At 39.3% G+C, this 14,493-nt stretch carries 16 protein-coding genes; all 16 read right to left on the bottom strand.

The window, feature by feature from the left end; all coding sequences use genetic code 11:
- Positions 1-31: 31 nt before the first annotated feature.
- A complete protein-coding gene (locus tag ACE1MS_RS06805; protein ID WP_012293647.1) occupies positions 32-1,129 on the bottom strand; it encodes a prephenate dehydrogenase in 1,098 nt (365 codons plus the stop codon).
- Entirely contained in the window at positions 1,126-2,226 is a 1,101-nt protein-coding gene (gene hisC / locus ACE1MS_RS06800; RefSeq protein ID WP_012293646.1) for a histidinol-phosphate transaminase, read from the bottom strand. Before hisC ends, ACE1MS_RS06805 begins: the two co-directional genes overlap by 4 nt.
- Before the next feature lie 18 nt (positions 2,227-2,244).
- Complete coding sequence (aroH, locus tag ACE1MS_RS06795) at positions 2,245-2,613, bottom strand: chorismate mutase (protein ID WP_012293645.1); 369 nt, start codon at positions 2,611-2,613, stop codon at positions 2,245-2,247.
- Positions 2,610-3,701, bottom strand: a complete 1,092-nt coding sequence (aroB, locus tag ACE1MS_RS06790; RefSeq protein ID WP_447402783.1) for a 3-dehydroquinate synthase — start codon at positions 3,699-3,701, stop codon at positions 2,610-2,612. The genes aroH and aroB overlap by 4 nt, the downstream gene beginning before the upstream one ends.
- 3 nt (positions 3,702-3,704) lie before the next feature.
- Positions 3,705-4,886, bottom strand: a complete 1,182-nt coding sequence (aroC, locus tag ACE1MS_RS06785) for a chorismate synthase (protein ID WP_012293643.1) — start codon at positions 4,884-4,886, stop codon at positions 3,705-3,707.
- A gap of 298 nt (positions 4,887-5,184) precedes the next feature.
- Positions 5,185-5,961 (bottom strand): CheR family methyltransferase, encoded by a 777-nt coding sequence (locus ACE1MS_RS06780; protein ID WP_031417978.1) that lies wholly within the window; start codon positions 5,959-5,961, stop codon positions 5,185-5,187.
- A gap of 84 nt (positions 5,962-6,045) precedes the next feature.
- On the bottom strand, positions 6,046-6,276 hold the full coding sequence (locus tag ACE1MS_RS06775; protein WP_031417976.1) for a hypothetical protein: 231 nt from the start codon (positions 6,274-6,276) through the stop codon (positions 6,046-6,048).
- A gap of 126 nt (positions 6,277-6,402) precedes the next feature.
- A complete protein-coding gene (locus ACE1MS_RS06770; protein ID WP_198695200.1) occupies positions 6,403-8,028 on the bottom strand; it encodes a long-chain fatty acid--CoA ligase in 1,626 nt (541 codons plus the stop codon).
- A gap of 69 nt (positions 8,029-8,097) precedes the next feature.
- Positions 8,098-8,865: a 3-hydroxyacyl-CoA dehydrogenase gene (locus ACE1MS_RS06765; RefSeq protein ID WP_012293640.1), complete on the bottom strand. Its 768-nt coding sequence runs from the start codon at positions 8,863-8,865 to the stop codon at positions 8,098-8,100.
- A 14-nt stretch (positions 8,866-8,879) separates the two neighbouring features.
- Complete coding sequence (locus tag ACE1MS_RS06760) at positions 8,880-10,028, bottom strand: thiolase family protein (protein ID WP_036161172.1); 1,149 nt, start codon at positions 10,026-10,028, stop codon at positions 8,880-8,882.
- A 276-nt stretch (positions 10,029-10,304) separates the two neighbouring features.
- The gene (gene ndk, locus ACE1MS_RS06755) at positions 10,305-10,721 is read right to left on the bottom strand and encodes a nucleoside-diphosphate kinase (RefSeq protein WP_012293620.1); all 417 of its coding nucleotides are present in this window, start codon (positions 10,719-10,721) and stop codon (positions 10,305-10,307) included.
- A gap of 86 nt (positions 10,722-10,807) precedes the next feature.
- Entirely contained in the window at positions 10,808-11,782 is a 975-nt protein-coding gene (gene hepT, locus ACE1MS_RS06750; protein WP_012293619.1) for a heptaprenyl diphosphate synthase component II, read from the bottom strand.
- A 19-nt stretch (positions 11,783-11,801) separates the two neighbouring features.
- Positions 11,802-12,506 carry a demethylmenaquinone methyltransferase gene (locus tag ACE1MS_RS06745; protein WP_012293618.1) on the bottom strand — a complete coding sequence of 235 codons (705 nt, stop codon included), beginning with the start codon at positions 12,504-12,506 and terminating at the stop codon, positions 11,802-11,804.
- Between the two features lie 14 nt (positions 12,507-12,520).
- Positions 12,521-13,288, bottom strand: coding sequence for a heptaprenyl diphosphate synthase component 1 (locus tag ACE1MS_RS06740; protein ID WP_012293617.1), 768 nt, complete (start codon positions 13,286-13,288; stop codon positions 12,521-12,523).
- A 252-nt stretch (positions 13,289-13,540) separates the two neighbouring features.
- The gene (mtrB, locus tag ACE1MS_RS06735; RefSeq protein ID WP_004232621.1) at positions 13,541-13,759 is read right to left on the bottom strand and encodes a trp RNA-binding attenuation protein MtrB; all 219 of its coding nucleotides are present in this window, start codon (positions 13,757-13,759) and stop codon (positions 13,541-13,543) included.
- A gap of 62 nt (positions 13,760-13,821) precedes the next feature.
- Positions 13,822-14,391: a GTP cyclohydrolase I FolE gene (folE, locus tag ACE1MS_RS06730; protein WP_012293615.1), complete on the bottom strand. Its 570-nt coding sequence runs from the start codon at positions 14,389-14,391 to the stop codon at positions 13,822-13,824.
- Between the last annotated feature and the right edge of the window lie 102 nt (positions 14,392-14,493).

Genomic DNA, 14,493 nt, shown 5'->3' with positions numbered 1-14,493 from the left:
GAAAGCGCCGTAATCCCGACGCTTTCTTTTTTTATGAAATATATGTTTCAAATTTCGCACGTTTTTGTATACACGCTGCTGCACGTTCGCGGTCATTTTCACTTTGGAAACTAATGACCAAAATACCGAAAACATCCTCCCTCGATTCGACAATTCTTAAATTCGTAATACTTATTGCCTCATCAGCTAGCAAACCTGTTACCTCGGAAATGACACCTGGATAGTCTGGAACATCTACGTATAAGTCAAACGCTGTATACATTGCTCCTGCGCTAATTGGTAATTCATCTCTCAGTTCTTTGGCAATAGAAAAATAGTCTTCAATATCTCGAGAGGTACCATTCGTCAGCAAATCCTTAATACGGCCCATTTCTTTTTCCCAGCCTTCTAGCTGAGTAAGTAACTCATCACGATTTTGTAAAGTGATGTCTCGCCATAAAACCGGGTTGGAAGAGGCTATACGCGTCACATCACGGAAGCCTCCTGCTGCAAGAGAGCGAGTCATAGGATATTCCCCATTCTCTCCTCCTAATTGATGCACAAGAGAAGCTGCAATAACATGAGGGAAATGGCTCACCACAGCTGTCATATGGTCATGCTCACTTGCAGAAACACTTACCACCTTTGCATGCGTAAATTTTAATAGACTTTCTAGCTGTGCCATATGAACAATTTCTTCACCAGCGAGCGGTGTAAGCATATAGTAGGCATTTTCAAAAAGATGCGCCTTTGCAGCTAATACGCCACTTTTGTGTGAACCTGCCATTGGATGTCCACCAATAAACGTAATGCCCAGTTCACGTAATTCACCAGCTTTTTGCATAATTAATTTTTTTGTACTTCCTGTATCTGTTACAATGACTTTATTTTTTAATGGCCATGATTTTAATTGCTCCATCCATTCAAGCGTTGCATTAACTGGTGTACCGAAAATAATAATATCGACATCCGCTGCAATTGCCTGTGGATCCGTCACAGTGTCATGTACAATATTTAATGCTTGTGCATGCTCACGTGTTTGAGCATCCATGTCATAACCAATAATCTTTGTATCTGGTGCCTTCTGTAAAGCAAGGGCGATAGAACCACCGATTAATCCTAGCCCAATAACGAGCACATTGCGTGTCATGCAAATACTCCTTGCTCTTTTAATACATTGTCAAGTTGAACTAGCAATGCTGCATTTTGGGCTTCGGTACCGATTGTGACACGGATAAATCCTGGTAATCCTAAAGCATTACCACTGCGCACAATAAAGCCCTTTTTCATAAGCTCTTGGAAAATGACATCACTATCAGCCTTTGTATCAAAGAAAATAAAGTTCGTATCAGATGGGAAGTATTTTAGATTATGTTTTTCACAGAATTCAACATATTGTTTTTTACCATGTTCATTCGCTTCACGACATGCTTCTATATATTCCTGATCACTAAGTGCAATAGCAGCTACGGCTTGGCTTAGACTTGTATTATTAAATGGACCTCTGACCGGATCAAGCTTTTCAATAATAGTTGGTTGGCCAATCGCATAGCCAACTCGGAACGATGCCAAACCATATGCCTTAGAGAATGTACGTAATAAAAGAACATTTGGATATTGGTCGATGATTGGTAGAGTATCCTTATGTTCAGGATGTGTCACGTATTCAATGTACGCTTCATCAAGTACGACAAGTACATCGTTTGGTACTTTGGCAAGGAAGGCACGTAAAGCCGTATCTGGAATGACCACACCAGTAGGATTATTCGGACTACATACCCATATAACGGCTGTTTGATCATCAATCGCAGCAGCCATCGCCTCTAAATCATGTGCACCCTCCACACAAGGAATTTTACGGATTTCAGCACCTTCAATTTCAGCATTATGCCAGTATTGGGAGAAGGATAGGTCAGCCATAATGGTATTTACCCCTGGATACAACAAAGCACGAGTAATAATAGCAATGATATCGTCAGAGCCGTTACCAAATAGAAGCTGTGTCTCTTGAACACCTAGATGATTTGCAACAGCTGTACGTAAATTTTGTGCATAGCCATCTGGATAAAGAGCATGATTCACTGCATTATTTTGTAAATAAGCTGTCACCTTAGGTGAGCATCCAAATGGATTTTCATTAGATGCCAATTTAATAACTTCTTTTAAGCCATATTCACGTTGCACTTCTTCAATTGGTTTTCCTGGTTTATAGGCTTGCATACCGTCCAATTGTTGTTTCCACTTCATCTAAAACATCTCCTCTACTTATTTAGCTTGTGCTAAATCTGGTCTTAATTTCACTGCATCATTGAGATACAAGTGCTTAACATCTTTTTGGGCTACCTCTATATTCGCATGAATTAATACTCGAATACATAATGGTAGGGCATTCGGTACATCCATTTCATGTGTACACATCACTGGAACATATTGCCACCCTTCCATCAATCGGACTGCCCGAGCAGGAAATGCTGAGGTAATATCAGGCGTAGTAGAAATCAAAATGGAAGCAATATCATCTATTTCTACATTATTTGCTGCCACAACCTCACGCACTAATCTTGCTGTCTCATCCCATACAAGCTCTGGCTTGTCAGATTCAATTGTAATTGCTCCTCTAAGTCCACGAATCATACAAGCACCTCCGCTAATAACTCTCTATATTCGGCATCTACTTCTTTGCATTCTTTTAAATCAATTGCCCGCACAAACGGTTTACCGATTTTTTCTAACAAAACAAATTGCAAAATTCCATATTCTGTCTTTTTATCTTTCATTAAATAACTTGTTAATTGTTCGAATGTATAGTCATTTACTGCCTCAAAAGGATAGCCATTTTTAACTGCAAATTGTAAAAATGCTTTAGTAAATGGACGATTGAGCTCCCCATAACGTTCACTCAATAATAAGCAATACACAAGACCAATCATGACTGCCTCACCATGAGCGACTTTGCCGTAGCCTGCAGCCGCTTCAATCGCATGTCCATATGTATGGCCCAAATTTAAAAACTTTCGAACAGATTGCTCTGTTTCATCCTCTGCGACAATTTTTGCTTTAACCTCAATTCCCTTTTTTAGCTGCATCGCTAATTCCTGCTGATTAAAATGCATCACGGAATCTGCTGCCATTAATTCCTCTAACCATGCTGAATCAGAAATCATCGCATGTTTGATTAACTCAGCTGTTCCTGAACGAATTTCGCGTACAGGTAGGGTTTCAGAAAAAACTGTATCGTAAATAACACCTTCCGGCTGATAAAATGCGCCAATCATATTTTTCCCTAATGGATGGTTAATAGCCGTCTTACCACCTACGGCTGAATCATGCGCCAAAATAGTTGTTGGAATTTGAATAAACGGAATTCCGCGCATATAGGTTGCTGCAACAAATCCCGTTAAATCACCAACAGCCCCTCCACCAAAAGCAAAAACAAATGATTTCCGAGAACATTTTTGCTCAAGTAAAAAAGTTTGAGCTGCATAATATTGCTCAAAGGTTTTGCATGCTTCGCCACCAGGCAAAATAAATACTTCAAAATCATATGGGAAATTTGCCTTGAAATAGTCTCCCTGAGCCTCCCATACATGAGCATCTGTAAAGACAAAAAACTTATCTGCTTTTTTTAGCTGATCCGCATATGTTTGAATAGCTTCAGTTAGAAAACGATGGCCAAGTAGAACCTCATAATGATGTGATTTTGTTGCAACTGGAACACGCATATATCAGAACCCCTTCGTATATTGACGATGTTCATCAATTTGAGCTTTTAATTGTGGTAATTGGTCACTATGGAATTGTTCCAAAATAACAGTCGCTATTTCCCAGGCAATAACATGCTCCGCTACAACTGATGCAGCTGGTACCGCACAGCTGTCCGAACGCTCTACACTTGCTTTAAACGGCTCTTTTGTTTCAATATCCACACTTTGTAATGGTTTATATAATGTTGGAATTGGCTTCATTACACCTCGTACAACAATTGGCATGCCCGTAGACATACCACCCTCTAAGCCACCAAGTCTATTGGTCGCACGAGTATAGCCTTCTTCTTCCGTCCAAATAATTTCATCATGAACTTCAGAGCCTTTGCGACGAGCCATCTCAAAACCAAGCCCAAATTCTACCCCTTTAAATGCATTAATAGAAAGCATTGCCGCCGCTAACTTAGCATCGAGCTTACGATCATAGTGGACATAAGACCCTATACCTGCTGGCATACCTTCTACGATGACTTCAACAACTCCACCGATAGAATCCCCAGCTTTTTTTGCTTCATCAATCGCATCTACCATCTTTGCAGATGCCACTGGATCTACACAATAGCAAGGGTCCGCTTCCACAATGGCACGAATTTCATCGACTGTTTTCCCTTCCACTAAGGAGGTATCAGCCTTAATTCCGACAATCTCCGTAACATGCGCCACAATAGAAATACCTAATTCATTTAATAAAGCCTTTGCCACAGAGCCGACTGCTACACGTACAGTTGTTTCACGAGCTGAAGAACGCTCTAATACATTTCGCAAATCACGGTGTCCGTATTTCATGCCTCCAACTAAATCTGCATGGCCCGGACGAGGTCGTGAAATTTGCCGTTTGATATCCTCAGGATTTACATCTTCTGCTAATGGCTCAGCACCCATAATTTTCGTCCAATGCTTCCAATCATCATTGGCTACAACTAGAGCGACAGGTGATCCAAGTGTTTGTCCATGACGAACGCCTGCGACAATCTCTACTGTATCTGTTTCAATTTGCATGCGTCGTCCACGTCCATGACCTCCTTGACGTCGCTTTAAATCGTGATTAATTTTTTCTGCAGTAATAGGTAAGAGTGATGGTAAACCTTCAATAATTGTTGTTAGTTGGGGGCCGTGTGACTCACCCGCTGTTAAGTAACGCATAAACGCTTTCTCCCTTCAACTCGCTAAAGTATGTATTTTTCACTATAACATATATTCTTTAAAAAAACAGTCCTTTTGCAAATGTCTTTTAAGTTCATACTATTTACACAACCTATATGCGAATATTCTGAACGACTTGCATAAAACATTACTACACTACTGAAGTGAAGTGCTAAAATTTATAAAAAATACGCCTTTGCTTAGGATAAGCGAAAAGCGTACGAATTATCTATGTTAATGCTTTAGTTACTATATGTACATGATGAAACCAGTCATTTGTACAAGCTTTTCATTCATATTATAAACTGTTTTTCCGATAGAAGAATGTGTCCTCTACTTCAAATTGGTAACGAGATGGATTAAAAATTTGCTCTGTCGATCCTACAAATAATATGCCATCCTTGCGTAATGCTTTACTAAAATCGTTATAAATTTGATCTTTGGCTTCTTCCGTAAAATAGATCATTACATTGCGGCAAACTATTAAATCATAATTGCTGTCATAGGTATCATTGAGCAAATTTTGTTTTTTAAAGGTCACACAACGCTTAATCTCATCTTTCACGCGGTAGAAGGATCCTTCTTGTTCAAAACATTTAGCTTTAATGTCATTTGGCACTTCAGCTAAGGAGCGCTCTGGGTAGACACCCAATTTCGCTTTTTGAATGACATTTTCATCTAAATCAGTAGCAATAATTTGAATTTGAGATAAAGGCACTAATTGAGATAAGACCATTACTAATGAATACGGCTCTTCTCCTGTTGAACAAGCAGCACTCCAAATTTTTAAACGCTTATTAGTTTGTAATAGCTTAGGTAATATTTTCTTTTGCAATACTTCCCAACGCTTGCCATTACGATAAAATTCAGAAACATTAATCGTCATACGATCTAAAAACTCATTCATTAAATCACGATTTTGTTCAAGTGCCCTTAGAAAGTCAACAAAATTTCGATAACCTTTTTTTTCATAAAGTGAGGTTAATCGTCTTTTCATTTGCGCTTCTTTATATAACGCTAAATCTATTCCTGTTTTGCGCTTGATACCTTCTATAAACTGTTCATAATCAGACATATGGTCATCTTCCCCTCTAGCGTCGTAGTTCCATTATAGCTGAAAAGAGACAATCCTGAAATAGTCTTTCTCATGTATACTCGTCTACTTGTTTGAGTTTTGTTTTTCCTCTAATAGTAGCACCTTCGACTGTTCTAATTCAAGGCGCATTTTTTCCGTTTCAATTGTATAGGTTTCTAATCGCAGCTTTTCTAATTCTACTTCTTTTTCGATAGCCTTTAATTTTATTTTTTGCTGTCTTGTACGGGAATCTGTAAAAATTCCTGCTAAAGAAATAATAACCCCACCAATAATCGCTACAATGGCAATTGACAATATATCCACATCCTTTCGTTTCTAAAATTATACGGCAAAATAGAAAAAATAGTTTCACTTTCCAGAAATTTATTTCAATTTAAAAAATGAAGGTAGTTTTTCACTACCTTCATTCTAGCTACAGGACTAAACTTGTACACGGTAATGTTTTAAATCTTCTCGCAATTTCGCCTTCAAAAACTTACCTACAGATGTTTTTGGTACCTCCTGAATGAAAACAATATCATCTGGTATCCATGTTTTATGGAATTGCGCTTGTAAGTTTTCGATTAGTTCCTCTTTAGAAATAGAATTTTTGTATTCTGGCTTTGGCACTACGCACGCCAAAGGGCGTTCCAGCCATTTCTCATGTGGGATGGCAATAACAGCGGCTTCAAAGACTTTTGGATGGGACATCAAGGCATTTTCTAACTCAACTGACGAAATCCATTCACCGCCACTCTTAATTAAATCCTTTGTACGATCCGTAATTTTTATATAACCATCCGGCGTCATTACCGCAATATCCCCTGTATAAAGCCAACCATCCTTAAAAGCTTCATCGGTACGCTCATCCTGATAGTACTCATTTGCAATCCACGGACCTCGTATCGTTAGTTCTCCCATCGTTTTACCATCCCATGGCACCTCTCCATTTTCATTAACAACACGAGTCTCAAGAAGTGGCATTGTCATCCCTTGGGTAATGCGAACATGCATTTTTTCATCAGCCGTATAGTCCTGCATATGGGTTAAATACGTTGATAAGCTTACAAGTGGAGAGGTTTCTGTCATGCCGTACCCAGTCATATAAGGAATCTTCAACTCTTCCTCAAAGCCCTTTACAAGACCAATAGGTGAGGCGGAACCTCCACAAACAATTAACCGCATAGACGATAGGTCACGAGGGTTTAGACGTTGCTCCTGTAAAACGCCCAGCCAAATAGTGGGTACACCTGCCGTCAAGGTTACTTTGTACACATCAAAAAGCTCAAGTAAAAGCTGTGGCGTAAACATTGGACCAGGTAATACCTGTGTGGCACCAAAGGCTACACTAGCAAAGGGGAATCCCCATGCATTAGCATGAAACATTGGTACAACAGGTAGTACAACATCTGATTCACAAATAGCAATACTATCTGCAAGCCCAGCAGTTAAACTGTGAAGGACAATACTGCGATGTGTATAAACTACTCCTTTCGGCATACCAGTCGTTGCACTTGTATAGCACATACCTGCAGGTGTATTCTCATCTAAATCATCTGGAAATGAGAAATGCTCATTAGCATCTGCAATTAATGCCTCATAGGACAAAGCATTTGGAATGGGGATAGATTCAAGTGCCACAGCATCACCCATAATGATAATGTGTTTAACCGTTTTCAGCTGGGAAACAAATGGTGCAATAAGGGGTACTAAATTGTCGTCAATTAATAATATTTCATCCTCTGCATGATTAATGACATAGATAATGTGCTCAGGTGCCAACCGAATATTGATCATATGAAGAACTGCTCCTGCACAAGGTACAGCAAAATAGGCTTCTAAATGACGATGATGATTCCAAGCAAATGTCCCAACCTTCGTGCCCTGCTGCATACCTAATTTTGTGAGAGCATCCGCTAATTGACGAGTTCGTTTGACATATTCTTTATACGTAAATTCATGAATTGTCGTAGCACTTGTTCGCGAATATATTTTCTTTGACTGAAAAAATCGTTCTGCTCGATTCAAAAAACTTGTTAATAATAAAGGCGTATCCATCATATGCATGTTACCGCTCCCCTTCGCTGACAAATTTTTGAAACAACCGAGGCTGACTGCCACTACAGATAAAAAGATTTACTTAGGCTGCATACGAATGGCTCCATCCAAGCGAATGACCTCACCATTTAACAAACCATTTTGGATAATGCTTTCTACAAGAAGTGCATATTCTGACGGCTTGCCAAGCCGTTTAGGGAATGGTGTCATTTGCGCAAGAGCCATCCTTGCAGGTTCTGGTAAAGAAGCAAACATCGGTGTTTCAATTAAACCAGGAGCAATAGTCATCACACGCACACCAAACGCGGCGAGCTCACGTGCAATTGGTAGTGTCATCGCTGCTACGCCACCCTTTGATGCACTATAGGCAGCCTGTCCAATTTGGCCATCAAATGCTGCTACGGATGCCGTATTAATGATAACGCCGCGCTGACCATCGTCATTTGGCTCATTTAACTGCATTTTCTCAGCAACTAGACGGATGACATTGAATGTACCAATTAAATTAACCATTATTATTTTTTCGAATAAACCAAGTGCATGAACACCTCGCTTGGAAATTATTTTGCTCGCATCCGCAATTCCTGCACAATTCACTGCAACATTAATAGGGCCAAATGCTGCTATGGCTTGCTCAAGACCTGTTGCTACATCCTCTTCCTTTGTAACATCTACTCGTACATAGAGTGCATGTTGCCCTAATTCCTCTACTATAGCTTGTCCACGTTCATCATTCACATCAAAGATGATGGATTTGCCACCTTGTTCGACGATTTGGCGAACAGTCGCCTCTCCTAAACCCGATGCACCACCTGTTACTACTGCTACTACATCATGCTTCCTCATTGCCCATATCCCCCTTACATTTTTTCAATAATCGTAGCATTAGCCATCCCCATACCTTCACAAATAGCTAGTAAGCCGTATCGGTAATTCTCTCGCTCCATGCGGTAGAGCAAAGTCGTTAACAATTTTGTTCCGGTAGCACCTAATGGATGTCCTAGTGCAATCGCTCCTCCATCTGGATTGAGTTTCTTTGGGTCCCCACCAATTTCCTGCAACCAAACAAGTGGCACAGGTGCAAAGGCTTCATTGACCTCATAGGTATCAATATCCTCTATCTTCAGGCCAGAACGTTCTAACGCCTTTCGAGTCGCTTCGATTGGCCCTGTTAACATCAATGTCGGGTCAGAGCCCACAACAACTCTTGTAATAATTTTAGCGAGTGGCTGAATACCGAGTTCCTGCGCTCTATCCAAAGCCATAACCACTACTGCTGATGCCCCATCACTCATCTGACTCGCATTACCAGCCGTAATCACGCCATCCTCTTGAAAAACAGTTTTTAAACTATTTAAAATATCAACAGTAGTTTCAGCACGAGGACCCTCATCCCTACCAACGGTTGTTACAGTATCATCTTCTTGGATTACTTCAATTGGTAGGATTTCATCTTTGAAATACCCAGCTTCAATGGCTGCTAGTGCGCGTTGATGACTCTCATAGGCATAACTATTGAGCTGCTCTTTTGATAATGACCATTTTTCGGCTATTTTTTCTGCTGATAGCCCCTGATGTATAATATTATAATTTTCCTGTAAGCGATTACCTAAATGAGCATTTTGCATGTTAGTCCCCATAGAAACCCTAGACATACTTTCCACACCGCCAGCAATAACTACATCCATATCTCCTGCTAAAATGGCTTGTGCTGCGAAATGCACAGCTTGCTGGCTCGAACCACATTGACGATCGATGGTCACCCCTGGCACACTATCAGGAAATCCAGCCATTAACAGGGCCGTCCGTGCAATATTTCCCCCTTGCTCTGCTGTTTGTGTTACGCAACCTAAAATAACATCATCCACCTGTTCTTTAGTTATGCCTGCTCTTTGTACAGCCTCCTGTAACACATCAGCTGCCAGATCATCCGCTCGAACATGACTTAATGCTCCCTTCCTTCGCCCCACAGCCGTTCGCACAGCTGCAACAATCACCACTTCTCTCATCTCCATTACCCCTTTTCTTCGTCATCCTTCACAGTTTATTGACAAGACTATTAATATATACCTAATTTAATTATCAGAATATTACATCTTTTATTGTACATGAGTAAGTAGTTTTTAACAATTCTAGACGGTTCTAGAAATAAATTAATATTTTAGCTAATAAAAAGGAGCATGCATTTTACCACTATCGTATTTCCACGATACTATCCATCTCCATTTTTTAAGCAATAAAAAAAGCAACCCCAATTATATTGAGATTGCCTAATCTATTCGAAATTAAACTAAATCTTCACCGAAGAATAAAGCGATTTCGCGCTCTGCAGAAGCAAGAGAGTCAGAACCGTGGATGATGTTGTGAGAAACAGTTGTTGCATAGTCACCACGGATTGTACCTGGGTTAGATTCCTCAGGTTTAGTTGCTCCCATCATTGTACGAGCAAGCTTAATTACGTTTTCGCCTTCCCATACCATAGCGAATACAGGACCAGAAGTGATGAAATCAACTAGTTCCCCAAAGAATGGACGCTCAGCATGTTCAGCATAGTGCTTTTCTGCTAATTCTTTTGGAATTACCATTAATTTAGCACCTTTCATTACAAAACCGCGACGTTCAAAACGATCAACGATGTCTCCAACTACTTGACGCTCAACGCCATCTGGCTTAACCATTAAAAAAGTTTGTTCAATTGCCATGTTTAAAACACTCCTTAAGTTCTTCTAACAGGTTTTACACCTACCGATAAATATTAACAAAAAACGCGACTTTGTACAACAAAAAGCTAGAATTTGCGCTTACCCATAAACAATGCGACATCACGTAGCTTTTTCTTTACGGGATGTTTTGGTAAGGCATCTATTTCTTGTAAAGCTTTTTTCAAGTATTTATCACTCATACGATTAGCTTGCTCAATTGCATGAGATTTACGCACATAGTGCAACATATTTTGACGTTCGACTTCTGTTAATGTACCGGCAAATACTTTTACTAAATAAGGCTGCATCTCCGGATCATCCTTTAACAAGAGAATCGGTAAGGTAATATTGCCTTGTAGTAAATCACTACCCGCTGGCTTTCCTAGCTCCTTATCTGTTGCCATTATATCTAAAACATCGTCGATAATTTGGAAGCTCATGCCCACAAAGTAGCCGAAGCGCTTTAAATGACGTACAGTTTTAGCATCAACGCCTGCCGCCACAGCCCCTAACTCACAACTTGAGGAAATGAGTAAAGCTGTTTTGCGTTTGATTCTTCTAAAATAATCTTTTAAACCTTGATCTAGTCTAAATTTATCTTCAATTTGAATAACTTCACCGTTACAAATCTCAACCATGGTACGTGCTAAAATTTGATGAACTAGTGGGTCTTCTAATTTTGTAATATATTCGAGAGCACGTGCAAAAATAAAATCGCCCGTGTACATTGCTACTCGGTTATTCCATTGCGCTTTGACAGTTGGGCGTCCTCTTCGCATATTGGAATCATCAATAACATCATCATGGACAAGTGATGCCATATGAATGAGTTCTAAAGGGACTGCAACATCCTTCATCTTCTCAATGTCATATTCACCAAATTTTGCACCTAGTAATACAAAAATTGGTCGTATACGTTTGCCACCAGCTTGTAATAAATGGAGAGAAGCATCGTTGATCAAATATGAAGATGAGTCCACCGCATTTTCTAACTCTCGTTCAATGATATCGATATCTGATTTCAAATCGGAATAGAGTAGTTTTAACTTCATCTTTTCCACGTGTGAAAACCTTCCCCCATTAACGTATCTTTTTAAAGCCTATATGCATTGCCGCAGCCCCGCCACTGTATGCTTTGTACGTTACTTTTTCTAATCCTGCCTGCTCAAACAATGCCGCTAACTTTTTCATACCTGGGAAATCATTCGCAGATTCTTGAAGCCAAGAATACTCCTTGTAACTTTTCGCAAATATTTTACCAAATATCGGCATTATATATTTAAAATAAAAACGGAATAATTGACGGTAACCAGGAATTTCAGATTGAGATGTTTCTAAACATACAACCATACCACCTGGTTTTACGACACGGTGCATTTCCTTTAATACTTGCAAATAATCTGGTACATTGCGTAGACCAAAACCAATCGTCACATAATCAAACGTATCATCTGGAAAAGGTAATTCCATAGCATTTCCATGAATCAATTCAATTTGCGGATATGGTTGTACTTTTTTTTCGCCAACTTTAAGCATGTTTTGACTAAAGTCGAGTCCTTTAACTTCTCCACTTTCTCCAACTGCCTCAGCCAATGCGATCGTCCAATCTGCTGTACCACAGCAAACATCCAATGCCTTTGATCCCGGTTTGACAGCCATGTGTTTCATGGTATCGTTACGCCAACCAATATGCATTTGGAAACTAATAACACCATTCATTTTGTCATAATTATCCGAGATACTCTCAAATACTTCATGAACATGCTCTGCTTTCGTTTTAGCCATTTTGAAAACCTCTCTTATCCGTTAGTAGAAGCAATAGAAGCCTCTACATGTGCATGTAAAGCTCGTTTCACATCATTTTGTAAAAATGATGCACTCTCCACCATCTTTGACAGCTCTATTTTTAAATGCACTATTTTCTGCTTGATGACGCTATGAAAAGTTGTACCATGACGTTGAACACTTTCTTCAAGTGCCTTACCTATTAAAGACGATTGTCCACGTTGATAAGCTGTCATTTCTTTTTCTAAACGTAAAATCAATAAACTTTTTTCCATTAACGGTATATATTCACTAAAAGAATAAAGCTCGAAAAATTGAGCAATTAATCCTGATTCAATATTGCACATCGAAGCATACCATTGCTCGATCGTTCTTTGTTCAGCCTCATAAACCTTTATCTGGTTTTCACATCGTGTCACAATTCCTTGTGACAATTTTCGTATCAATTCGACATTTCCAGACATTGCTAATATTTCGTAATAACGACCACTATAAAAATCCCCAGCTAATACCGTTAGCTGCTGTTCTTTAGAAGTAGCATCTAATTCTTTTATATGATCGTGTGCCGCCAATGCCGCATACACAATGCCAACAGTAATGGCAGCCTCTTGTTGCTCCTGTTGCCACACTTCACCATTCAAAAATGGGACTAACAAATAAAACAATTGATTTTCATCTAGCACAGGCATTCCTGTGTATTTTTGCAAAGTTCTATGACGAACATCCATGAAAATCTCTGTTTTTAACTGGGCAATTGAATTTTGAATGTATGTTGCATTCATAGACCTTACTCCATTTCACTTTCAAATACGTTAATCCTATCTTAGTCTTAACGTTTGCTTACTGAGTCATTATAGCATACGCAACGATGCGGAATAAAAAAATTTTGCTTACTTCAAGAGGATAGGCAGTAAAGCTTTCCCATGAGGTGGGAATGCTACTGCCCATATAATTAGTTTTTCACATCTAACTCATTTATATGTGCCTAAATGGCACGGATAAAAACTATTATGAAACCATATCTTGTCTATTTATTATTTTTTTGCTTCACTATTAATCACACCATGTGCTGTATGAATCTGTGCTTTCCCTCGAATCTTCATCGCAGAAGTGTGTTCTGTAAATTGAGCAATCATAACTTCGCCGGCATCTAACTTTTCAGAATGATGGAACTTTGTATCTGTTCCACGCGTTAAACCAATGACATGTACACCATCTTCTTCAGCTTGAATAACAATATAATCTTGTGACATTCTTGTACACTCCTTAAATCCGACAAATTCTTAGTTCATCATAACATAATTAGACAAGCAATTTAAGACATTTGAATAAATGATAGAACTTCTCTACGTTTCACTTCATCTTCCTCGTAAACACCTCTTGCTACAGATGTTACGGTTTTGGAGCCTGGTTTTTTCAGCCCGCGCATGGTCATACACATGTGCTCAGCTTCAATCACCACATAAACCCCTTTTGGTGCTAGCATTTCCATTATTGTATCAGCGACTGAAGACGTAATACGCTCTTGCAACTGTGGTCGACGAGCAATTGTTTCTACTGCACGACCTAATTTGCTTAGCCCTGCCACAATGCCGTCATTCGGTATGTAAGCGACATGTGCTTTTCCATAAAACGGAACTAGATGATGCTCACACATCGAATAAAAAGGAATATCTTTGACAAGAACCAACTCTTCATGATCCTCGTGGAACACTGTTCTAAAATAGTCTTTAGCATCCTCATGTAAGCCACTAAACATCTCAGCATACATTTTGGCAACACGTTTTGGTGTATCTAATAAACCTTCTCGATTTACGTCTTCACCTACCGCCTCTAAAATCATTTTAACGGCTTCTTCTATTTTTAATAAATCTATATTCGACATTCAAAAAAACCTCCTGCATATCAAAACATTACACATTTCCCTATGCATCGTAGCACATCCAAAAGGTAAGCGCAAAATGACTTACTTGTTTCACAAAAAATT

Source organism: Lysinibacillus sp. fkY74-1 (genome assembly GCF_053165895.1).
The sequence above is the reverse complement of the archived record's forward strand: the minus strand, read 5'-3'. Positions and strand labels throughout refer to the sequence as shown.

What these genes read in the sequence shown, in the direction of transcription:
- ACE1MS_RS06805 (WP_012293647.1), bottom strand. Translation starts at nt 1,129, where the DNA reads ATGACACGCAATGTGCTCGTTATTGGGCTAGGATTAATCGGTGGTTCT.
- hisC (WP_012293646.1), bottom strand. Translation starts at nt 2,226, where the DNA reads ATGAAGTGGAAACAACAATTGGACGGTATGCAAGCCTATAAACCAGGA.
- aroH (WP_012293645.1), bottom strand. Translation starts at nt 2,613, where the DNA reads ATGATTCGTGGACTTAGAGGAGCAATTACAATTGAATCTGACAAGCCA.
- aroB (WP_447402783.1), bottom strand. Translation starts at nt 3,701, where the DNA reads ATGCGTGTTCCAGTTGCAACAAAATCACATCATTATGAGGTTCTACTT.
- aroC (WP_012293643.1), bottom strand. Translation starts at nt 4,886, where the DNA reads ATGCGTTACTTAACAGCGGGTGAGTCACACGGCCCCCAACTAACAACA.
- ACE1MS_RS06780 (WP_031417978.1), bottom strand. Translation starts at nt 5,961, where the DNA reads ATGTCTGATTATGAACAGTTTATAGAAGGTATCAAGCGCAAAACAGGA.
- ACE1MS_RS06770 (WP_198695200.1), bottom strand. Translation starts at nt 8,028, where the DNA reads ATGCATATGATGGATACGCCTTTATTATTAACAAGTTTTTTGAATCGA.
- ACE1MS_RS06765 (WP_012293640.1), bottom strand. Translation starts at nt 8,865, where the DNA reads ATGAGGAAGCATGATGTAGTAGCAGTAGTAACAGGTGGTGCATCGGGT.
- ACE1MS_RS06760 (WP_036161172.1), bottom strand. Translation starts at nt 10,028, where the DNA reads ATGAGAGAAGTGGTGATTGTTGCAGCTGTGCGAACGGCTGTGGGGCGA.
- ndk (WP_012293620.1), bottom strand. Translation starts at nt 10,721, where the DNA reads ATGGCAATTGAACAAACTTTTTTAATGGTTAAGCCAGATGGCGTTGAG.
- ACE1MS_RS06745 (WP_012293618.1), bottom strand. Translation starts at nt 12,506, where the DNA reads ATGGCTAAAACGAAAGCAGAGCATGTTCATGAAGTATTTGAGAGTATC.
- ACE1MS_RS06740 (WP_012293617.1), bottom strand. Translation starts at nt 13,288, where the DNA reads ATGAATGCAACATACATTCAAAATTCAATTGCCCAGTTAAAAACAGAG.
- mtrB (WP_004232621.1), bottom strand. Translation starts at nt 13,759, where the DNA reads ATGTCACAAGATTATATTGTTATTCAAGCTGAAGAAGATGGTGTACAT.
- folE (WP_012293615.1), bottom strand. Translation starts at nt 14,391, where the DNA reads ATGTCGAATATAGATTTATTAAAAATAGAAGAAGCCGTTAAAATGATT.